This is a genomic window from Roseateles saccharophilus (assembly GCF_004342485.1).
Classification (GTDB): Bacteria; Pseudomonadota; Gammaproteobacteria; order Burkholderiales; family Burkholderiaceae_C; genus Pelomonas; species Pelomonas saccharophila.
Map to the genome: position 1 here is coordinate 286182 of NZ_SMBU01000001.1, position 20752 is coordinate 306933.

General features: G+C 71.5%; 20 protein-coding genes, 1 pseudogene and 1 riboswitch. Of the genes and pseudogenes, 10 read left to right on the forward strand and 11 right to left on the reverse strand.

Annotation, left to right across the window (positions count from 1 at the left end):
• Positions 1-54 precede the first annotated feature (54 nt).
• Positions 55-882 (forward strand): MNIO family bufferin maturase, encoded by an 828-nt coding sequence (gene bufB / locus EV671_RS01255; RefSeq protein ID WP_132569209.1) that lies wholly within the window; start codon positions 55-57, stop codon positions 880-882.
• Positions 879-1691 carry an HvfC/BufC N-terminal domain-containing protein gene (locus tag EV671_RS01260; protein WP_132569211.1) on the forward strand — a complete coding sequence of 271 codons (813 nt, stop codon included), beginning with the start codon at positions 879-881 and terminating at the stop codon, positions 1689-1691. The genes bufB and EV671_RS01260 overlap by 4 nt, the downstream gene beginning before the upstream one ends.
• A gap of 50 nt (positions 1692-1741) precedes the next feature.
• On the opposite strand, the gene EV671_RS01265 is transcribed toward EV671_RS01260, so the two are convergent.
• Positions 1742-2362: a hypothetical protein gene (locus tag EV671_RS01265; protein WP_132569213.1), complete on the reverse strand. Its 621-nt coding sequence runs from the start codon at positions 2360-2362 to the stop codon at positions 1742-1744.
• A 286-nt stretch (positions 2363-2648) separates the two neighbouring features.
• On the opposite strand from EV671_RS01265, the gene EV671_RS01270 reads away from it, so the two are divergent.
• Together EV671_RS01270 and EV671_RS01275 are read left to right on the forward strand one after the other, a co-directional pair.
• Positions 2649-3185 carry a peroxiredoxin gene (locus tag EV671_RS01270; RefSeq protein WP_132569215.1) on the forward strand — a complete coding sequence of 179 codons (537 nt, stop codon included), beginning with the start codon at positions 2649-2651 and terminating at the stop codon, positions 3183-3185.
• Entirely contained in the window at positions 3185-4555 is a 1371-nt protein-coding gene (locus tag EV671_RS01275) for an amidase (protein ID WP_207911073.1), read from the forward strand. The genes EV671_RS01270 and EV671_RS01275 overlap by 1 nt, the downstream gene beginning before the upstream one ends.
• A gap of 9 nt (positions 4556-4564) precedes the next feature.
• Here the strand turns inward: EV671_RS01275 and EV671_RS01280 are convergent, their stop codons facing one another.
• Positions 4565-5038 carry a hypothetical protein gene (locus tag EV671_RS01280; RefSeq protein ID WP_132569219.1) on the reverse strand — a complete coding sequence of 158 codons (474 nt, stop codon included), beginning with the start codon at positions 5036-5038 and terminating at the stop codon, positions 4565-4567.
• A gap of 131 nt (positions 5039-5169) precedes the next feature.
• Between EV671_RS01280 and EV671_RS01285 the strand changes: the two genes are divergently transcribed.
• Positions 5170-5571 carry a nuclear transport factor 2 family protein gene (locus EV671_RS01285; protein ID WP_132569221.1) on the forward strand — a complete coding sequence of 134 codons (402 nt, stop codon included), beginning with the start codon at positions 5170-5172 and terminating at the stop codon, positions 5569-5571.
• Here EV671_RS01285 and EV671_RS01290 read toward each other — a convergent pair whose 3' ends face one another.
• From EV671_RS01290 to EV671_RS01305, 4 genes and pseudogenes are all read right to left on the reverse strand, one after another.
• A complete protein-coding gene (locus EV671_RS01290) occupies positions 5572-6699 on the reverse strand; it encodes an ABC transporter permease (RefSeq protein WP_132569223.1) in 1128 nt (375 codons plus the stop codon).
• A gap of 83 nt (positions 6700-6782) precedes the next feature.
• Positions 6783-7445 (reverse strand): annotated as a pseudogene (gene ccmA, locus EV671_RS01295) (heme ABC exporter ATP-binding protein CcmA); the annotation flags it as partial.
• Positions 7442-8386 (reverse strand): HlyD family secretion protein, encoded by a 945-nt coding sequence (locus EV671_RS01300; protein WP_132569227.1) that lies wholly within the window; start codon positions 8384-8386, stop codon positions 7442-7444. The gene EV671_RS01300 and the pseudogene ccmA, both read right to left, overlap by 4 nt.
• 13 nt (positions 8387-8399) lie before the next feature.
• Positions 8400-9029: a TetR/AcrR family transcriptional regulator gene (locus tag EV671_RS01305; protein WP_165917439.1), complete on the reverse strand. Its 630-nt coding sequence runs from the start codon at positions 9027-9029 to the stop codon at positions 8400-8402.
• Between the two features lie 127 nt (positions 9030-9156).
• On the opposite strand from EV671_RS01305, the gene EV671_RS01310 reads away from it, so the two are divergent.
• From EV671_RS01310 to metW, 3 genes are all read left to right on the forward strand, one after another.
• Complete coding sequence (locus EV671_RS01310; protein WP_132569231.1) at positions 9157-10473, forward strand: methyl-accepting chemotaxis protein; 1317 nt, start codon at positions 9157-9159, stop codon at positions 10471-10473.
• A gap of 3 nt (positions 10474-10476) precedes the next feature.
• Positions 10477-10552, forward strand: a riboswitch (SAM riboswitch).
• Positions 10553-10594: 42 nt separating this feature from the next.
• Positions 10595-11734, forward strand: coding sequence for a homoserine O-succinyltransferase MetX (gene metX / locus EV671_RS01315; RefSeq protein WP_132569233.1), 1140 nt, complete (start codon positions 10595-10597; stop codon positions 11732-11734).
• Positions 11731-12306 (forward strand): methionine biosynthesis protein MetW, encoded by a 576-nt coding sequence (metW, locus tag EV671_RS01320; RefSeq protein WP_132569235.1) that lies wholly within the window; start codon positions 11731-11733, stop codon positions 12304-12306. The genes metX and metW overlap by 4 nt, the downstream gene beginning before the upstream one ends.
• A gap of 15 nt (positions 12307-12321) precedes the next feature.
• Here metW and EV671_RS01325 read toward each other — a convergent pair whose 3' ends face one another.
• From EV671_RS01325 to EV671_RS01340, 4 genes are all read right to left on the reverse strand, one after another.
• The gene (locus tag EV671_RS01325) at positions 12322-12513 is read right to left on the reverse strand and encodes a hypothetical protein (RefSeq protein ID WP_132569237.1); all 192 of its coding nucleotides are present in this window, start codon (positions 12511-12513) and stop codon (positions 12322-12324) included.
• Positions 12514-12673: 160 nt separating this feature from the next.
• The gene (locus tag EV671_RS27665) at positions 12674-14395 is read right to left on the reverse strand and encodes an MORN repeat-containing protein (RefSeq protein ID WP_165917440.1); all 1722 of its coding nucleotides are present in this window, start codon (positions 14393-14395) and stop codon (positions 12674-12676) included.
• Positions 14392-15735 (reverse strand): hypothetical protein, encoded by a 1344-nt coding sequence (locus tag EV671_RS01335; RefSeq protein WP_132569241.1) that lies wholly within the window; start codon positions 15733-15735, stop codon positions 14392-14394. The genes EV671_RS27665 and EV671_RS01335 overlap by 4 nt, the downstream gene beginning before the upstream one ends.
• Before the next feature lie 97 nt (positions 15736-15832).
• Positions 15833-17602, reverse strand: a complete 1770-nt coding sequence (locus EV671_RS01340) for a GGDEF domain-containing protein (protein ID WP_132569243.1) — start codon at positions 17600-17602, stop codon at positions 15833-15835.
• Positions 17603-17675: 73 nt separating this feature from the next.
• Here EV671_RS01340 and EV671_RS01345 point away from each other — a divergent pair, with 73 nt between their 5' ends.
• Both EV671_RS01345 and EV671_RS01350 read left to right on the forward strand, forming a co-directional pair.
• Positions 17676-19151: a M20 family metallopeptidase gene (locus tag EV671_RS01345; protein ID WP_132569245.1), complete on the forward strand. Its 1476-nt coding sequence runs from the start codon at positions 17676-17678 to the stop codon at positions 19149-19151.
• A gap of 10 nt (positions 19152-19161) precedes the next feature.
• On the forward strand, positions 19162-20109 hold the full coding sequence (locus EV671_RS01350) for a LysR family transcriptional regulator (protein ID WP_132569247.1): 948 nt from the start codon (positions 19162-19164) through the stop codon (positions 20107-20109).
• On the opposite strand, the gene EV671_RS01355 is transcribed toward EV671_RS01350, so the two are convergent.
• Positions 20110-20676: a hypothetical protein gene (locus tag EV671_RS01355; protein ID WP_132569249.1), complete on the reverse strand. Its 567-nt coding sequence runs from the start codon at positions 20674-20676 to the stop codon at positions 20110-20112.
• Between the last annotated feature and the right edge of the window lie 76 nt (positions 20677-20752).

Here is a 20752-nt window from a genome sequence, read left to right on the forward strand (position 1 = left end):
GTCGCTTGATGGCGCGCGTGCCTGCGGCCGCGCGTCGTTTTCGTTTGCACTGACATGACCAAGATCCAAGGCTTTGGCCTCGGCCTGCGTGTCGAGCACTACGCCGCCTTCGAGGCCGGCGTCGATGCCGCCGTGCGGCCCGACTGGCTGGAGATCATTTCCGAGAACTACATGGTGCCCGGCGGGCCGCCGCTGGCGCATCTGGAGCGCATCCGGGCGGACTACCCGCTGGTCATGCACGGCGTGTCGCTGTCCGTCGCCGGGCCGGCGCCGCTGGACCTGGGCTATCTGCGCGAGCTCAAGGCCCTCGCCGATCGGCTGCAGCCCGGCTGGGTGTCCGACCACCTCTGCTGGAGCGCCGACGCGCACAGCCAGCTGCACGACCTGCTGCCCGTGCCGCTGACCCGCGCTGCCCTCGACCATGTCGGCGCCCGCATCGCCCAGGTACAGGACATCCTCGGCCGTCCGCTGGTGCTGGAAAACGTGTCCAGCTATGTGCGATTCAAGGCCGACGAGATGCCGGAGTGGGAATTCATCGCGCAACTGCTGCAACAGACCGGCGCGAAGATGCTTCTGGACGTCAACAACATTTACGTTTCCGGCCGCAACCACGGCTTCGACCCGCGCGCCTATCTCGACGGCATCCCCGTCGAGCCGGTGCGCCAGATCCACCTCGCCGGCCACGAGGACCGCGGCGACATCGTCATCGATACCCACGACCATCCGGTGCGCGACGAGGTCTGGCAGCTCTACCAGTACGCGCTGATGCGCTTCGGCGCCGTGCCGACGATGATCGAACGCGACGACCACATCCCGTCGCTGCCCGAACTGCTGGACGAGCTGGGTGTCGCGCGTCGCCTGGCCGCGGAGGCCCTGCGATGAGCGTCGGCGCCCAACAGCGTCAGCTCGCCGCCGCCATCCGCGATGGCGACGATGCGCCCGGCCTGCTGGCCGGCGACTATGCGACCGGCCTCGAGGTCTACCGCCACGCCTACCGCGCCCGCCTGGCCGCGGCGCTGGCCGACAACTACACGGTGCTGGCCCGCGCGTTGGGCGACGAGGGCTTCGATGCGCTGGCCCGGGCCTATATCGCCGCGCATCCCAGCCAGCATCCGTCCATCCGCTGGTTCGGCCATGAACTGGCCGGCTTCATGGCCGCGGCCGGCGAGGGCCTGGTGCCTCATCCCGGCCTCGTCGATATCGCCCGCATGGACTGGGCGCTGCGCAACGCCTTCGACGCCGCCGCGGCGGCGCCGCTCGAACCGGCCGCGCTCGCGGCGCTGAGCCCCGACGACTGGGCCGGCCTGGTGCTGAGGCTGCAGCCCGGCGTGCAGCGCATTGCGCTGGCCCACGCCATCGAGCCCGCCTGGCGGGTGCTGCGCGAATGGGAGCCCCCGACGTCCGAACCCGGCGGCGTCGACCAGCCCGAGCTGCCCGAGCCCGTGGCGCATGCGCATGAGCTGCTGGCCTGGCGCCAGGGCCTGGAGACGCGCTGGCGCTCGCTGGAACCGCTGGAGGCCGCTCTGCTCGATGCCGTCGCCGCGGGCCAGCCCTTCGCGTTGCTGTGCGAGCGTGCCGCCGCCGAGCTGGGTGACGCCGAGGCTGCTGCGCCGGCTGTTATCGGAGCGCTGCAGCAGTGGCTTGCCGACGGACTGCTCGCGGCGTCAAATTCGACGGTTGCTCAGGCGTAGACGGGGCAGACTTGCATGGGAGCGACCTTCACATTGAAGGGCGGGAATGCTTAGCGCTTGCCGCCGATCTCGATGTCAGGAAGTTCAAGCCGCGTGTCGCCCTCATCAAGGCGAGAGGCAGGCACCAACTGCAGTCGATAGTTCCGCCAGGTGGAGTATTTGGAGAAAAGCTGCCACGCCGGTGGGTCCGGATCGCCCGGTAGCCCTTGGAACGTGAGCATTGGCTCCACCGTGTAGGCCCACCGTTCGAAGCGCCAATCCTGGTGACTTCCAGCATGCAGCAGCTGCTTTGGCGCATCGGGCTGAGATGCGATCTCGATCGGCAGCGGGCATTTGAGCGACGCCGCGCCGCGTGACTCGCAGAGAACCTGGTACTGCTGTTCCGGGAATCGCAAGACCTCTCTCGGAAGACCGCTGCGACTGAGGCGGAAGGTGGGCTGCGACAGCACGGCTTGCCGGCCGGGCGCGATGCGCAGCTGCAGGCAGATGAATCTCTCCGAAACAGGCTCGCACAAACCCAGGCGTGCGTCGAGGAGATCGGGAACCAGCAGGCGGGTCACGTAGGGCTGGCTGCTCTGCAGTTCGAAATCTTGGCTTGCCGCAGCCGGCCTCACGTTGACCAGGCTGGTCGTGCGGCAGGTCGAGCAGGCCTGCAGGACGCCAACGCCCATCAGCGCGGCCAGTTGAAGCGTTCGACACGTCGTGGAGGCGTGATGAAGTGAACCGGCCCTGTGTCTCGGTACCCGCTTTGCCGCCGTGGACGCCTGGCCCGGATCTGCGGGGGGCGCGGGATTTCTCATCAGATTCCCTTGAGATGGGTGCCATGCAGATTTTGCGCGCCTGCCCGGGCTGCTGCGGGTTGCCAGGCCTGTAGTGACCCTGTGCGTGGAACCCTTCAGGCGGCGCGGTCGTGCCGGCTTGGCTATCCTGCCGCCCACGTCATTTCCGAGGTGTGCCATGCCCCGTACCCTGAAGCTCACGCTTGCCGCGCTGTCCGTCGCCTTGTTCCTGCCCGTCGCCCATGCGGCGCTCAATGTGGGCGCCACGGCCCCGGATTTCAGCGCCGACTCCGCCGTCGGCGGCCAGCCCTTCAAATTCCACCTCGCCGACGCGCTGAAGAACGGCCCGGTGGTGCTGTACTTCTATCCCAAGGCCTTCACCAGCGGCTGCACCGTCGAGGCCCACCAGTTCGCCGAGGCGAGCGACAGGTTCAAGGCCCTGGGCGCCACCGTCATCGGCATGTCCAACGACGACATCGACACGCTGAAGAAGTTCAGCGTCGAGGCCTGCCGCAACAAGTTCGCCGTCGCGGCCGACGCGGGCGCCAAGGTCATGAAGGACTACGACGCCGCCCTCAGGCTGCTGCCGGGCATGGCCGACCGCGTGTCCTACCTGATCGGCACCGACGGCAGGATCGCCGCCGTGCATGCCAGCATGAGCCCCGAGGGCCACATCGACGCGATGCTGAAGGCCGTTCAGCAGTTGAAGAAGTGATCGCCGGCCTCGGTGCGGCCGAGCTGCTGTCGGCCTACTGCTGCGGCGAGCTGTCGCCGGTCGATGCCGTGCAGGCCGTGCTGGCGCAGGCCGGGCGCCGCGAGGGCGGGCTGCATGCGCTGTGCGCCGTCGAGGCCGAAGCGGCGCTGGCCGCGGCGCGTGCCAGCGAGGCGCGCTGGCGGGCCGGCAGCGCGCTGGCGCTGGACGGCGTCCCGGTCACGCTGAAGGAGAACATCGCCGTGCCCGGCGCGGCCTACAGGTTGGGCACCGCGGCCACGCCCGATGGCGCCGTGGCCGACTTCGAGGCCCCGCCCGCCGCACGGCTGCGCGAAGCCGGCGCGATCCGCTGGGCGCGCACGACGATGCCCGACTACGGCATGCTGAGCTCGGGCCTGTCCAGCCTCTACGCCGAGCCGGCGCGCAACCCCTGGGACGTGGCGCTGACGCCGGGCGGCTCCAGCGCCGGCGCGGCCGCCGCGGCCGCGGCCGGCTACGGCCCGCTGCACCTGGGCACCGACATCGGCGGCTCCATCCGCCTGCCGGCCGGCTGGTGCGGCCTCGTCGGCCTCAAGCCCAGCCATGGCCGCGTGCCCATCAAGCCCGGCTATGCCGGCCGCGTCGCCGGGCCGCTGACCCGCACGGTCGCCGACGCCGCGCTGATGCTGGCCGTGCTGGCCCAGCCGGATGCGCGCGACCCGACCCAGCTGGCGCCGGGCGCCGTCTCGCCCCGGCCGCTCGAACTGCGCGGGCTGAGGCTGGGCCTGCAGCTGGACGCCGGCTGGGGCGAGGCCGTGCAGCCCGAGGTGGCGGCCGCCATCGTGGCCGCCGCGCGCGCCTTCGAGCAGGCCGGCGCCATCGTCGAGCCGCTGGCCGCCTTCACGACTCGAGAAACAGCCGACGGCATCGACCGCTTCTGGCGCATGCGCTCCTGGCTGGACATCTCGGCCCTGCCGCCCGAGCGCCGCGCCAAGGTGCTGCCCTACATCCTCGACTGGGTGGCGCCCGCGGCGGGCTACGACGGTGCCACGGTCTTTCGCGGCTACAGCCAGATGCAGGCGCTGCGCGAAGCGGCCAACGCGGCCTGCGAGCCCTTCGACTTCGTGCTGTCGCCCGTCAGCCCGATGCCGGCCTACCCGGCCCATCTGGCCAGCCCGCTGCACGACCCGGCCCGGCCCTTCGAGCACATCGCGTTTACGCTGCCCAGCAATATGAGCGAGCAGCCGGCGCTGGCCATCAATGCGGGCTACACGGGCGAGGGGCTGCCCATCGGCCTGCAGATCGTCGGCCGGCGCTTCGACGATGCCGGTGTGCTGGCGCTGGGGGCCGCGTGGGAGCAGCTGCGGCCTGCGCAGCGCTCCTGGCCTTTCTGACGGCCGGCTTCAGGGGCGCGAAGGCGGCGCCTGCAGCGGCAGGCCGGCGGCGGCGAGATCGGCGTTGACCAGGGCCCAGGCCGAGTCGAAGTCGTCGGCGCGGCGCACCGGGCGGCTGGCGCGCCAGATGTCCATCAGCGCGGGCAGCCTCTCGATGCCGGGGGTGCCCGGGCGCACGAGGAAGACGGTGGAAACCGCGACGATGCCACGGTTGGAGAAGCTGTGGATGCTGGCGCGCAGCTCGGCCAGCGCGTCGGCGTCCATCTCCATGCTGCCGCGGATCTCGAGCAGGTCGCCGAAGCGGCGATCGGCCGGCAGGCGGCGGCCGGCCAATGCGATGGCGCGCTTCACGGCGGCCATCAGCCCGGCGTCGAAGGGGCCCTCGGCCATCGACACCATCACGCGGCCGTGCACGCCGACGCTGACCCGCCCGAAGCTGGGGCGGATGCGTCTGTGGAGCGGCGGGGCGGGGATGGGGCGCATGGGCTTGCGGAACTGCTGCGGCGATTTTGCACCGCTCGATGGGCGCGTCATGCCAACAGGAAGCTTGCAGGTAAAAAGTGGCGAAGGCCGCCTTCGTGTCCAATGATCCGCTCCAGAACCCGGAGCCGCCCATGACCCATCCCATCGATGCCTGGCATGAACTGGCCAAGGCCCGCAACCCGCGCGCGCTGGCCGCGCTGCTGGCCGAGGACGTCGTCTTCCACTCGCCCGTCGTGCACACGCCGCAGCGCGGCCGTGCGCTCGCGACGCAATACCTCGCCGCCGCGCTGGCCGTGCTTGGCAACGAGAGCTTTCGCTATGTGCGCGAGATCCGCGGCGAGCGCGATGCGCTGCTGGAGTTCGAGCTGGAGCTGGCCGGCGTGCAGGTCAACGGCGTGGACATCATCCGCTGGAACGACGCCGGCCGGATCACCGACTTCAAGGTCATGGTGAGGCCGCTGAAGGGCATGCAGGCCGTGCAACAGAAGATGGCCGAGCTGCTGGCGCAGATGCAGCAACAACAGCAGCAGTGATCAGTCCAGCGTGCGGCGGTAGCGCAGCAGCGCGACGCCGCCGGCCGCGGCCAGGAAGGCCAGCATCGGCCACAGCTCCGGCAACAGCTCGGCCGCGCCCGAGCCCTTCAGCATGACGCCGCGCACGATGCGCAGGAAGTGGGTCAGCGGCAGCGCCTCGCCCAGGTGCTGCGCCCACTGCGGCATGCCGCGGAAGGGGAACATGAAACCCGACAGCAGCATGGACGGCAGGAAGAAGAAAAAGGTCAGCTGCAGGGCCTGGAGCTGATTCTTCGCCAGGGTCGAGAACGTGAAGCCCACGCCCAGGTTGGCCAGCATGAAGACGCCGATCATCGCCAGCAGCAGCGCCGCGCTGCCCACCATGGGCACCTCGAAGAGCAGGAAGGCCGCGCCCAGGATGACGCCGAGCTGCACATAGCCGAGCACGACATAGGGCAGGATCTTGCCGACCATGACCTCGAAGGGCCGCACCGGCGTGGCCAGCAGGTTCTCCATCGTGCCGCGCTCGCGTTCGCGGGTCATTGCCAGCGAGGTCAGCATGACCATGGTCATCGTCAGGATGGTGCCGATCAGACCGGGCACGATGTTGTAGCGCGTCAGGCCCTCGGGGTTGTAGCGGCGCTGGATGCGCACGTCGAAGGGCGGCGCCGTGGGCGCCAGCGCCGCGAGCGGACCGCGCAGGTCGCGGGCCAGCGCGGTGCTGCCGAGCTGATTCAGCGCGGCGAGGGCGTTGCCCGAGGCCGAGGGGTCGGTCGCGTCCGCCGCGATCAGCAGCGACGGGCGCTCGCCGCGCACGATGCGGGCGCCGAAGTCGTCGGGCACGACGATGAGGAACTGGATGTCGCCGCGCTGCAGCAGCGCGTCGCCACGCGACTCGGCGATGCCGCTCTCGACGATGCGGAAATAGCCGCTGGTCTGCAGCGCCGCGACGACGCTTCGCGCCATCGGGCTGGCATCCTGGCTGACGACCGCGGCAGGCAGGCCCTTGGGGTCGGTGTTGATCGCATAGCCGAACAGCACCAGCTGCAGGATGGGCACGCCGACGGCCATCGCGAAGGTGAGGCGGTCGCGCAGCATCTGCTGCACCTCCTTCAGCGCGATCGCGAAGGTGCGGGCCAGGGATTGCATCAGCCGGCCTCGGAGAAGTTGTCGGTGGCCTGGCCGACGAGGCGCACGAAGGCGTCTTCGAGGTTGTCCGCGCCGGCGGCCTGCACGATGGACGCCGCCGTGCCGCGCGCCAGCACGCGGCCGTAGGCGATGTAGACCAGCTCGTGGCAGCGCTCGGCCTCGTCCATGTAGTGCGTGGACACGAGCACGGTGATGCCCTCGCCGGCGAGCTGGTGGATCTGGTCCCAGAACTCGCGCCGGGCCTTGGGGTCGACGCCGGCCGTGGGTTCGTCCAGCAGCAGCAGGCGCGGCCGGTGCAGCAGGCAGGCGGCGAGCGCGAGGCGCTGCTTCCAGCCGCCGGACAGCGCGCCGGCGAGCTGGGTCTGGCGCGTGGCCAGGCCCAGGCGTGCCAGCGCGCCGTCGACGGCAGCGCGGCGGTCGGGCATCGAGAACAGCCGCGCGATGAAGTCCAGGTTCTCGCGGATGGAGAGGTCGTCGTAGAGGCCGAACTTCTGCGTCATATAGCCGACCTGGCGCTTGACTTCGGCGGCCTCGCGGCGGAAGTCCAGCCCCAGCACGCGGCCCTCGCCGGCGTCTGGCGTCAGCAGGCCGCAGAGCATGCGCAGCGAGGTGGTCTTGCCGCTGCCATTGGGGCCGAGGAAGCCGACGATGCGGCCGCTGCCGACCTGCATGTCGACCGCGTCGACGACCTTGCGGCCGCCGTAGGACTTGGAGAGCCCCTTGACGTCGATGGCCAGCTCGCTCATCGAGTCACATCCAGAGGCTGGCCGGGGTGCAGTCGCTCCGCGTCCTCGGTCTTCACGGGCCTGGCCTCGACGAGGAAGACCAGCTTGTCGCGCTGCTGGTTGGAATAGATGACGGGCGGCGTGTACTCGGGGCCGTTGGCGATGAAGCTGATGCGCGCGGGGATGGGCGCGCCGCAGCCGTCGCAGTGCAGGCTCACGGCCGCGTCCAGCCTGAGGCCGCCGACGGCGGACTGCGGCACATAGAAGCGCGCCTTGCGGTTGGCCGGCGGCAGCAGGGCCAGCACCGGCTGGCCGGCCGCCACCCATTCGCCGGGGCGCATGAAGACGTCCTGCACGCGGGCCGCGACGGGCGCGTTCTGGCGCTTCTGCTCGACGCGCCAGGCCGTCTGCGCGCGGCCACTCTGCGCGGCCTCGGCCAGCGCGCGGGCGGCGCTGCGTTCGTCGTCGCGGGCCGGCAGCTGGGCCACCTGCAGGGCGGCCTCCAGCTCGCCGACGCGGGCGCGGGCCTGGGCCAGCGTCGTCGTCGCGTCGTCCACGCGTGCCCGCGCGACGAAGCCCTGCGTGAGCAGCTGCTGCTGGCGGGCGAGGTCGCTGGCGGCCAGGCGCTCGGCGGCGCGGGCCTGGTCGAGCTGGGCGCGCGTGACGGCCAGCTCGGGCGCGCGCCGGCCCTTGTCCGTGTCGAGGGCCTGGGCGCGGGCGCTCTGTGCGCGCGCCTGGGCCTCGGCATCGGCGGCGAGCTCGGGCGTAGCGTCCAGCGCGAACAGGGCCTGGCCGGCGGCGACGGCCTCGCCGGAGCGCACGGCCAGCTCGCTGAGCCGCCCCGCCACCGGCGGCGCGATATAGACCAGCTCGGCCTCGGCATAGCCGGTCCAGCCCGGCGCAGGCTTGTCGCCGCAGGCGGCGAGCAGCAGGGGCGTCAACAACAGCAGGGCCGGTCTCATCTTCGGGTCTCCTTCAGACGCCGCTGGCCAGGCCGAGCAGCGCCCATTCGATGCGTTTCTGCAGCGCGGCGTCGGACAGCATCTGCTCGTCCAGTGCGGCCAGCAGCGGGGCCGGCATGGCGCCGACGGACTGCATGCCGCCAGCCAGGATCAGCGGCGCGACGACGGCGCCCATCAGGAAGGCGAAGCGCGTCAGCGGCGGCTGCTCGGGCAGGCGGCCGCGCGCCTGCGCCTCCTGCAGCAGCGCCAGCAGCACGCCGAGGTGGCGCGGCGCGTTGGCGCGCAGGAAGTCCTGGGCCACGGACTCGCCGCCCTGGGCATCGGCCCAGACGCGGGCGATCAGCGGCCGGTGCTCGCGCACGAAGCGCGCGATGCCGAGCAGGGCCGCGGCCAGGCGCTCCATCACGTCGGCCTCGCCCTGGCTGGTCAGCGACAGCGCGGCGAACATCTCTTCGTAATGGCGCTGCAACAGCGCGCGCAGGAAGGCGTCCTTGCTGCCGAAGTGGTAATGCACCATGGCCGGGTTCACGCCGGCGGCCTCGGCCACGCGGCGCACCGACAGGCCGGCGCAGCCGAGCCCGGGGTAGAGGGCGGCGCCGGCGGCGAGCAGAAGCCGGTCCTGATCCTGGCTGGGGCGTGGCATGGCGGCGATTATTAAACACATGTCCAATAACGCCAAACCTTGATCTGCACCAATTGCCTTCCGCGGCCGCATCACTAGCATGCCGAACGACCGGCCGCGTCCAGCGGTCACCCCAAAGGACAAGACCATGGATCTCGCCAACTGGATGCGCAGCTTCACCATCCGCACCCGCATGCATGGCGCCATCGCGATGGTGCTGACGATGTTCGCGGCCCTGGCCCTGACCGGCCTGATGGGTGCGCGCGAGCTGAGCGCACTGAACGCCGGGGCAGCCGCACAGACCGCGCGCAGCCTGCAGCCGCTGGCCGAGGCGCGCCAGGCCCTGGCCGAGCTGAAGCTGCCGGAGAAGGACGCCGCCGCCGAGCGCCTTGCCGGCGCGCTGCAGACGCTGCAGCGGGGCCTGGAGGACAAGGGCCGGGTCCAGGCCTTCGATGCCGAGATGGAGAGCATCGGCTGGTGCGCGGCGGGCGTGCTGCTGGTCGTGCTGCTGCTGGTCGTGCCGCTGACGCTGGTCAACTCGGCCACCATCACCAGCCCGATGCGCGACGCCCGCAACCTGGCCCAGTCCATCGCCGGCGGCGCGCTGGACAACCGCATCGAGGTGGTCGGCCGCGACGAGACGGCCGACCTGCTGCGCGCGCTGGACGCGATGCAGGCCAGTCTGCGCGACCTGGTGCGCCAGGTGAAGACCTCGGCCCAGAGCATCGAGACGACCAGCAGCGAGGTCGCCTCGGGCAACCTCGACCTCAGCCAGCGCACCGAGCAGGCGGCGTCCAGCCTGCAGCAGACGACCAGCTCGATGGAAGACCTGACCAGCGGCGTGCGCCACGGCGCCGATGCGGCCGGCAAGGCGCGCGAGCTGGCCGCGGGCGCCGCCGAGGTGGCGCGCCGCGGCGGCGAGGAGGTGTCGGAGGTGGTGTCGACGATGGACGAGATCAATGCCAGCTCGCGCCGCATCGGCGACATCGTCGGCCTGATCGACAGCATCGCCTTCCAGACCAATCTGCTGGCGCTGAACGCGGCCGTCGAGGCGGCGCGCGCCGGCGAGCATGGCAAGGGCTTTGCCGTCGTCGCCAGCGAGGTGCGGGCCCTCGCCCAGCGCTCGGCCGGCGCGGCGCGCGAGATCAAGACCCTGATCACCGCCAGCGTCGAGCGCGCCGAGGCCGGCGCCCGCCTGGTGCAGCATGCGGGCACGACCATGCACGAGATCGTCGACAACGTGCAGAAGGTCAGCGACATGATCGGCGAGGTGGCCACCGGCGCGGCCGACCAGAGCGCACGCATCGGCCGCATCAACGGCGCCGTCAGCCAGCTCGACCACATGACCCAGCAGAACGCGGCCCTGGTGGAGCAGTCCGCCGCCGCGGCCGACAGCCTGCGCCAGCAGCTGCAGCTGCTGACGGGCGCGGTGGCGCAGTTCAGGCTCGACGCAGGCCGAGCTTAGAATCCGGCCTCAAGCGCCGATTTGTTCCGGATTGCGGGCGCTCTACAAATGCCGCTAAACAGGACTCCGAGCAACCGGCGTCCCGCAACAGTGGCGCCGGTTTCTTCATTGGAGTAGGGCCATGACGGGCCGTAGCGTCGGCGAGGTATCGCCGCAGAGTTTTCATTTCGACGAGCCGCTGCCGCTGCGCAGCGGCGCCACGCTCGGCCCCTATGACCTGATGGTCGAGACGTATGGCCAGCTCAATGCCGAACGCAGCAACGCGGTGCTGGTCTGCCATGCGCTGAACGCCAGCCACCATGTGGCCGGCACCTATGCGGGCCAGCCGAAGAGCGAGGGCTGGTGGGACAACCTGATCGGCCCCGGCAAGGCCCTGGACACCGACAGGTTCTTCGTCATCGGCGTCAACAACCTGGGCTCCTGCTTCGGCTCCACGGGGCCGATGCACGCCAACCCGGCGACGGGCCGGGCCTGGGGCGCGGACTTTCCCGTCGTCACCGTGCAGGACTGGGTGGACGCCCAGGCCCGCGTCGTCGAGCGCTTCGGCATCCTGAAGCTGGCGGCCGTGCTGGGCGGCAGCCTGGGCGGCATGCAGGCGCTGGACTGGGCGCTGCGCTACCCCGAGCGCGTGGCGCATTGCATCGCCATCGCGACGGCGCCGAACCTGTCGGCGCAGAACATCGCCTTCAACGAGGTGGCGCGGCGCGCCATCGTGACCGACCCCGACTTCCACGGCGGCCACTTCTATGCCCACGGCGTTGTGCCCAAGCGCGGCCTGCGCGTGGCGCGCATGATCGGCCACATCACCTATCTCAGCGACGACGTGATGGCCGAGAAGTTCGGCCGCGAGCTCAAGGGCGGCGAACTGGGCTACAGCACGCAGGACATCGAGTTCCAGATCGAGAGCTATCTGCGCTACCAGGGCGACAAGTTCAGCGACTACTTCGACGCCAACACCTATCTGCTGATCACGCGCGCGCTGGACTACTTCGACCCGGCCTCGGAGCAGGGCGGCGACCTGACGCGGGCCTTCGCGTCGGCGCGGGCCAAGTTCCTGATCGCCAGCTTCACGACCGACTGGCGCTTCTCGCCGGCGCGCTCGCGGGAGATCGTCAAGGCCCTGCTCGACAACCGGCTGGACGTGAGCTACGCCGAGATCGACGCGCCGCACGGCCACGACGCCTTCCTGCTCGACGACCCGCGCTACCACGGGCTGCTGCGGGCCTATTTCGAACGCATCTCGGTGGAGGTGGCCCGATGAGCTTCGACCCCGCCATCGCGGCCCTGGTGCCGCCCGGCTCGCGCGTGCTCGACCTCGGCTGCGGCACCGGCGAGCTGCTCGAGCACCTCATCAGGCACAAGGGCTGCAGCGGCTACGGCGTGGAACTGGACGACGCCAACCTGCTGGCCTGCGTGAAGCGCGGCGTCAACGTCATCCAGCGCAACCTGGAAGAGGGCCTGTCCATCTTCGAGGACCAGAGTTTCGACGTCGTGCTGCAACTGGAGACCCTGCAGCATCTGCGCAATGCCGAGCAGATGCTCAAGGAGACGGCGCGCGTGGGCAAGCTGGGCATCGTCAGCTTCCCCAACTTCGCCCACTGGCCCAACCGGCTGCAGGTGCTGCTGGGCCGCATGCCGGTCACGCGGGCCCTGCCCTACGAGTGGTACGACACGCCCAATATCCGCGTCGGCACCTTCGCCGACTTCGAGGTGCTGGCGCGCAAGAACCGCCTCAAGGTGCTGGATGCCTTCGGCCTGCAGGGTGGCGAGGTGGTGCGCGCGCTGCCCAATCTCAGGGCCAGCGTGGCGGTGTTCAAGTTCGAGCGCGAGTAGCGGCCGACGCCCCGGTCAGGCGGCCTTCTTGTGGCGGCCCTTCCTGACGTGTTTCTTGTGCTTGGCCTTGGTGGCCTTCTTCGCGCCGGCCTGGGCCTTGACGGGGCTGGTGGCGTGGCTGGTCGTGTGGTGGCGGGCGACGCGGGCCTCGGCGGCGGGGGCGGCGAAAGCGAGGGCCAGGGCGGCGGCGGTGAGCAAGGTTTTCATGGGGAGACTCCTGAGAATGCGTACAGGTTACACCGACGCGCCGCGCGCGCCGCCTGACCTGCCTCAAGGAAAGGCCAGCGCGCGACCTCACAGGGAACCGCCGGGCCGCCCCAAGGTTTCTTGACCCCCTCGGGGGGGGGGGGGGGGGGGCTGGGCGCCCTCAGTTGCCCTTGCGGACCATATAGCCGTCGTCCGTGCGCTCGTCTTCCTTGAAGACGCCCTCCCAGCGGTCGCCGGTGGGCCAGTAGAAGATGCCCTGGCCGTGCTTGAGGCCGCGCGCCCAGGCGCCCTCGTAGCGCTCGCCGCTCTTCCAGGCGTACCTGCCCTCGCCATGGGCCTTGCCGGCCTCGAACTGGCCCTCGTAGACGTCGCCGCTGGGGAAGACCATGCGGCCCTGGCCTTGCGGCAGGCCGGCGGCGAGCTGGCCCTCGTACTGGTTGCCGTTGGTGAAGCGCATGCGGCCCCGGCCCTGGGGCTTGTCGTTGACCCATTCGCCGTCGTAGCGCTGGCCGCTGGTCCAGACATAGAGGCCCTTGCCATGCGGCAGGCCCTGGTGGATCTGGCCGGTGTAGACGTCGCCGGACGCATAGGTCAGCCTGCCCTCGCCCTCGGGCTGGCCGTCCACCAGCGTGCCGTCGAACTGGTTGCCATTGGCGAACACCATCAGGCCGTGGCCGGTCGCGTGGTCGCCCGCCCAGTCGCCCTTGTAGCGCTGGCCGTTGGCCCAGCGGATCTCGCCGGCGCCCTCACGCCGGCTGTGCGTCAGCGGGCCTTCGTAGACGTCGCCGTTCTTCCATTCGACGCGGCCGGTGCCGGAGACGGTGTCGTCGTCCTCGCGCACGAACCGGCCGACATAGTGCGTGTCGCCGGCGCTGCGGTCGAAGAGCTTGGGTTCGGGCGCCGCGGGTGCGGCCAGCGGAACGATGGGCGTGGCAGCAGCCTGGCGCAGCGGCGCCGCCGTTGCGGCAGTTGCGGCGGCTGTAGCGGGCGGCGGGGTGGCAGGCTTGGGCGCCGCAGCCACGGCGGTGGGAGCCGTGGGAACGGCAGGCGCCACCGCGGGCGGGGCGCCCGGCAGCGGCGTCGCCACCCAGGGCGTGCCGCGCTCGCGCGCCAGGGCCTGGGCGTTGTTCAGGGCCAGCTCCTGGGCGCTGCCTTTGCAGAGCCTGGCGGTGTCGCGCCACAGGGTCTCGCCGATCTGGCTCTGGGCCTGGCGCTCGGCCAGCGGCAAGGCCGCGCCAGCGTTGCGCAGCCTGGTGCTGAAGTCGCGGGCGCGCTCGAAGGGCGGGGCGCAGAACTCGGCGTTGTGGCCGTCGATCTCGCTCTGCTCGCGGCGGCGCTGGGCGGTCTGCTGCTGGCTGCCGCTGCACTGGTCGACGGCCAGGTCCCACATGCCCTCGGCCTTGCGGTAGAGGCTGGCGGCCTCGGCGAAGCGGCGTTCGCCGAAGGCGCCGCGGGCCAGCTCCTGCAGCGCGCTAGCGTCGTGATGGGCGCTCTCGCACTGGCTGCCGGCCTGCAGCTTCTCGGCCAGGGCCTCGCGGGTCTTCTGGCTGTCGGCGAGGTTGCGGGTCGCGCGATCGCGGGCCCGGCCCTCGCATGCGGCGATGGCCGAGCCCCACTGGGCCACGGCCTCGTCGTAGAGCGTGACCTGGGCCTGCAGCGGCTGCTGCTGGGCATGCGCGGTGGCGGCCTTCAGGTCGGCGGATAGCGCGTGGCTGGTCAGCTGGTTGCAGCTGGGCGGCGGCGGTGCCGGCGTCGGGCGGGGTTCGGGGGCGGAGGCCGCGGCGGCCTCGGGGGCGCTGGCGGCGTCGGCCGGCGGGGTCTGGGCGCGGGCGGCCGCGGTGGCGAGCAGCAGCGCAAGGGCGAGGGTGGGGGCCGGTTTCATTTCTGCTTCGGTGCCGATTCGATGGGCAGTTCGAGCATGGCATCGACGAGGCCGCGCGAGAAGCGGCCGGCGCCGGGGTCGTCGGCACTCTCGAAGGAGAAGCTGGCCCGGGCCGAGGCCAGCGGCATGGCGCCGATCTCGGCCAGCAGCGCGTCGGCGCGGAAGCCGCCGAGGATGGCCGTGACCTCGGCCTCGAAGCCGCGCGCCGCGGCCACCTTGTTCAGCGCCGCCAGGCGGTCCGCGTCGAACAGGAAGGCGTTGGCATAGAAGCTGCGCTCGATGAGCTTCTGGTGCAGCGTGAAGCCGGCCAGCGGCGGCGCGCCAAGGGCCGCCATGCGTGTGAAGGCCCAGGCGTCGGCGCGCTCGAAGGCGGTGGCCGCGATGCGCGAGATGCCGCCCAGCGAGCCGCGGTTGGCGGCGGCCGCCTGCATCACGTTGAGCACCTGCTGGCGGCTGACCTGCTGGGCGGCCTCCACCAGGCCGTCGCGGACCCGCTGTGCCGCCAGGGCCTTGCCCTGCTCGATGAGCTGCTGCCTGATGATGTCGCTGGCCACGTTGGCGGCGGCGCTCTTGGCCGCGCTGATGGCCGCGTCGGCCGCCATGGCCGCGGCCTTCACGCCCGAGGCCAGCGTGGCGAGGTTGTAGAGGGTGCCCGCGATCTTGATCGCGTAGTGGTAGGTCTTCATGCGGGCCCCGCCCTCTTCGGACAGGCCCTGGGTCCATAGCACCATCCACAGCGCCTCGTCGGGCGTGGGCTCGGCCTGGGTCAGCTCCAGCGGGTGCAGGCTGAGCAGCCAGTGGTAGTCCTGCAGCTGCGGCGTGTTGGGTGGCGCGAAGCGGGTGTAGCCGCGGCAGACCTCGAAGGGCGTGACGAGCACGTCCTTGCCGGTGGCCGTGCCGACGTGAAAGGGCCGGCCCGCATCGCGCGCGTCGGCCAGCCATTCCAGCAGGTGCTCGCCGTCGTCGCCGGCCTGGCCGCCGATGCGGTTGATCCGCGTGCCCATGGGCAGGGGCGAGTCCTGGGTGATGGCGATGACGGTCAGGCGCTCGTCCACCTGCAGTGCGCGCACCCAGGCGACGCGGTCGTTCTCGCCCCAGCCGGCGCTGGTGGCGACGGCGAAGGGCAGCTCCCACTGCTTGTCGCAGTCCCGGTCCTGCAGCGCAGCGCTGCGCGCGATGGCCGGGCGGATCAGCCGCTCGCCCGCACCATAGGCGCGCATGCCGCCGAGCAGGGGCTCGTTGACCGGGCGGCCGTCGTCCACCGTGAACCTGGGGCCGGAGGCACAGCCGGCCAACAGCGTGAGCAGGGCCAGCAGGGCGGGCAGCAGCAGGCGGGTCATGGTGCGTCGAGCCTAAGGGCAGGGCGAGCTCGCCTGCTCCGTCGTTTTCCCCGATCCTGCCGGGCCTGTGTGACGTTAGAACCGGCTCAAGCCCAGCTCATGGCGCCTGCAGCGGGGCGGTGTCGGCGCGGCACACGCGGTTGCGGCCCTGGTCCTTGGCGGCATAGAGGGCGCGGTCGGCGTCGTGGAACAGGCCGTCCAGGTCGATCGGGCCGCGCGCCTCGGCGCAGGCCAGGCCGAAGCTGGCCGTCAGGCGCAGCGTCGGGCCTTCGGGGGCCGCGACCGGCGTGTCGGCCAGCGTCGCGCGCAGGCGCTCGGCAAGCTGGGCGGCCTGCTCGGGGCGGCAGTTCACGGCCAGGATGACGAACTCCTCGCCGCCCTGGCGGGCCAGCAGCTCTCCCTCGCGTACGGTGGCCTGGGCCAGCCCGGCCGTGGCGCGCAGCACCGCGTCGCCGGCCGGGTGGCCGTGCTGGTCGTTGATGCGCTTGAAATGGTCGAGGTCGAAGACGAGCAGGGCGACCGGCCAGCCGTGGCGCCGTGCCTGGGCGAGCAGGGCGGCGGCACGCTCGACGAAGGCGCGGCGGTTGGGTAGGCCGGTCAGGAAGTCGGTGTCGCTGGCGATGCGCAGCTGCTCGATGAGGCGTTCGCGCTCGCCCTCCAGCGCCCGGCTGCGCAGCGTCGCATCGCGCAGCGCGGCGACGGCGCGCTTCATGTCGCCGATCTCGTCGGCGCGCGTGATGGGTGGCTCGTGGTCGCTGGGCTGGACGCGCCCGCCCATGATGGCGTTCATGGCCTGCGTGCTGCGCAACAGGGGCAGCAGCACGCGGTGGCGGATCAGCAGGAAGACGCTCAGCTCTATGCCCAGCACCGCCAGGCCCAGCGCGGTGTTGATGGCCATGTGCCGGCGGCTCTGTGCGACGCGCTCGCGGGCGGCGTCGCGGGCGGCGGCGAACAGCGCGTCGCGCAGCTCGACGATGGTCTTCATCGGTGGCACATAGCGGGCGACGAAGGCGGCCGAGTCCAGGCCATAGGCCTCGCCGGCCAGGCCGCGCTCGGTCATCTCGCGCACGAAGGGCAGGTCGGTGCCGAAATAGCGTGCCTCCATCGTCGCGATGGCGGCCTGCAGCGGGGCCTCGGCGCCGCTGACGCGGGCCTGCAGGCTGATCAGCTTGCGCAGCTGCTCGATGCGGCCCATCAGCAGCGGGATCTCGTGCCTCTCCTCGTGGCCCAGGGGCTGCCGGGTGGCCAGCGGCGTCGTGAACTGGGAGCCCAGCCGGCCGGCGTACTCGCGCAGCTCGGCCGCGTAGCGCGCGCCGACCAGGGGCATGGCCAGTTCGGGGTAGACAGCCTCGGCCGCGGCCGACTGCGTCGTCACGGCGCCCAGCACCGTGTCGATGACGGCGAACATCTGGTCGATGGGGCCGCGCGTGAGGCGCTGGCCCGGCGCGCTGCGCTGGGCATGGGGCAGGGCGGCGACGCGGTCCACCTCGATGCGGGCGCGGCCCAGCTCCTGGCGGGCATGGATCAGCTGGGCGCGGGCCGAGGTCGAGGCCGGGTCGCGTGAGCCGGCCAGCGCGGCCAGGGCCTCGTCGAAGGCAGCATCCGTCGTGCGCCGGAAGTCCGCCAGCCGGGCCCGCTTGGCCGGGTCGGGCGGGTCGGTGTCGTTGAGCACCGGGATGGCCGGGCCGCGCTCGGCCGAGGCCTTCTCGGCCACCTTCATGCCCAGGTAGGCGCGCTGCATGGCCGCCAGGCCGAGCTCTGCCGCGCCGACCTGGCGCCAGTCGGCCCAGACCGAGCGCAGCAGCAGCGACGTCACCAGGCTGAGCAGCAGCCCGGTGGTGAGCAGGAAGATGCGGGTCAGGCGCATGGTGGCGGGGGCGGCGGGGCATTATCAGAGCGCCTAAACTGGCTGGCCGCGCCACAAGCGCCAGGAGTACGCCATGAATGCACGAGATCCGCATCTCCCGCTGCAAGCCGACGAGGCGAGCGCGCTGGGGGCTTTTGCTGCAGCGCTCTGGGACGAGGAAATCGTCCCCGCGCTGACCGACTACATCGCCATCCCGGCCAAGAGCCCGATGTTCGATGCCGACTGGGCCGCCAACGGCCACATCGAGAAGGTGCTGACCCAGGCCGCGGCCTGGGTGGAGAGCAAGAAGGTCGCCGGGCTGAAGCTCGAGATCGTGCGCATCCCGGGCCGCACGCCGGTCATCTTCTTCGAGGTGCCGGCCACCAAGGCGGGCAGCGAAGACAGCATCGTCCTCTACGGCCACCTGGACAAGCAGCCCGAATTCAGCGGCTGGCGCAGCGACCTCGGCCCCTGGACGCCCAAGTACGAGAACGGCCTGCTCTACGGCCGCGGTGGCGCCGACGACGGCTACGCGGTCTATGCGTCGCTGACGGCCATCATGGCGCTGGACGCCCAGGGCATCCCGCGCCCGCGCTGCGTCGGCGTCATCGAGACCTGCGAGGAGAGCGGCAGCTTCGACCTGCCGGCCTATATCGACCTGCTCAAGCCCAGGCTGGGCAATGTGTCGCTGGTGGTCTGCCTGGACTCCGGCGCCGGCAACTACGACCAGCTCTGGCTGACGACCTCGCTGCGCGGCATGGTCTCGGGCGTGCTGAAGGTCGAGGTGCTGACCGAGGGCATCCACAGCGGCGACGGCTCGGGCGTCGTGCCCTCGTCCTTCCGCATCCTGCGCCAGGTGCTGGACCGCCTGGAGGACAGCAAGACCGGCCGCCTGCTGCCGGAGAGCTTCCACTGCGAGATTCCCGGCGCGCGCCTGGCGCAGGCCCAGGCCACCGCCGCCATCCTGAAGGAAGAGGTCTACAAGCGCATGCCCTGGGCTTGCGGCGCGGACGGCGGCCCGGTGCTGCCGGTGACGAGCGACCCGGTCGAGGTGCTGCTCAACCGCACCTGGCGGCCGACGCTGTCGGTGGTCGGCGTGGACGGCTTCCCCGAGCTGAAGAACGCCGGCAACGTACTGCGCCCCTACACGGCCTTCAAGCTCAGCCTGCGCCTGCCGCCCCTGGTGGACGGCAATGCCGCGGCGCTGGAGCTCAAGGCCCTGCTGGAGGACAACGCACCCTACAACGCCAAGGTGACGTTCGTGCCCGACGGCCGCGCCGGCGCCTATGGCGCCACAGGCTGGAACACGCCCGAGCTGTCGCCCTGGCTCAGCCAGGCGCTGAACGACGCCAGCCAGGCCCACTTCGGCGCGCCGGTCGGCTATATCGGCCAGGGCGGCACCATCCCGCTGATGAGCATGCTGCAGAAGGGCTTCCCGAAGGCGCAGATGATGGTCTGTGGCGTGCTCGGCCCCAAGAGCAATGCCCATGGGCCCAACGAGTTCCTGCATGTGCCCTATGGCAAGCGGCTGACGGCGGCCGTCGCCCAGGTCATGGCGGCGCATCCCTGACCGAGGAAGGATGGACCAGCTCCGCGCCATCAAGGTCTTTGTCCGCGTCATCGACGAGGGCAGCTTTGCCGCCGCGGCGCGGGCGCTGGACCTGGCGCCGGCCGTGGTCACGCGCCTGGTGGCCGAGCTGGAGGAGCATCTCGGCACCCGGCTGCTCAACCGCACGACGCGGCGCCTGGCGCTGACCGAGATCGGCGAGGCCTATCTGGAGCGGGCGCGGCGCATCCTCGCCGATGTCGACGAGGCCGCGGCGCTGGCCGCCTCGGCCACCCAGGAGGTGCGCGGACTGCTGCGCGTGCTGTGCCCGCCGGCCTTCGCCGTGCACCAGCTTGCCAAGCACCTGCCCCGGTTCCACCGCGACTACCCGCTGGTGTCGCTGGAGATCACCTCGCCCGGCCCGGTCGACACGGTGGACGACAGCTACGACCTGACCATCCTGCTGTCGCGCGCGCCGCTGGACGGCGACTTCATCGCCCGTCGCCTGGCGCGCAGCGAGTTCATCATGTGTGCCTCGCCCGACTACCTGGACCAGCGCGGCCGGCCTCAGCACCCGAGCGAGCTGAAGGCGCACGACGCACTGCTGCCGCCCACGGCCTCGCTGCTGCGCGGCCTGACGCTGCAGCGCGGCGACGGCAGCGAGGAGATCACGCTGCCCGTCGTGCCCTCGCGCGCCGCGCTGGCGACGACGCACATGGACACCAACTACGCCGCCGCCCTGCACGGCCTGGGCGTGGCCGGCCTGCCCAGCTTCATGGTCGAGGACGCGCTGCTGGAGCAGGCCCTGGAACGCGTGATGCCACAGTGGCGCATGTTCAGCACCACGCTCTGGGCCGGCATGCCGACGCGCAAATACGTGCCGGCGCGCACGCGCGCCTTCCTCGACTTCCTGCTCGAGATCTTCGGCGGCGAGGACAAGGACCCCTGGCTGGTGGCCGCCGGCTGCGCCACCTGCCCCTGACTACCTGAGGCTGAAGCCCAGCTGGAAGAATTCCGGGAAGCGCGCTTCCATGGCCCGCTTCAGCGGCCCGAAGGCGACATAGCGGCTGGACGTCTTGGCGATGTGGGCCAGCAGCCGGCGCTCCTCGGCATGGCCTTCGCCCAGGGTCGCCAGCAGCGCGAGGTGCTGGCGCAGTGCGCTCCACTCCAGGCCGCGCCAGTATTCACCGAAGTCGGCCGCCAGGTCCTCGTCCAGCCGGCCCTCGGCGCGGCAGGTCTCCCAGTGGCGCACGGCCCAGTCGATCTCCTGTGCCTCGTCCCAGGCCAGCTCGGGCGGGCGCAGCAGCGCGGCCAGCCCGTCCGTTGCGCGGCTCCGGGGCGCGTCGTCGAGCAGGCGCTGCAGCACGGCGTCCAGGCCGCTGCTCCAGGCATCCTGGGCGATGCGGGCCAGGCCGGCGCGCAGCGCGGCGGCGTCGGGCGGGACCGGCGTCGCCGCTTGGGCGCGTAGTTCGGCGCAGGCGGCGCGCATCAGCCGATCGGCGTCGTCGGGGTGGGCTTGCAGGGCAGCGATCAGTTCGGGTGGCGTCATGGGAAGAAGGGCCCTCGTGGATAATGAAATTCTAAGAATCGCCGGCCCCGGCCTCCCTCAGACAACGAGCTCAGAC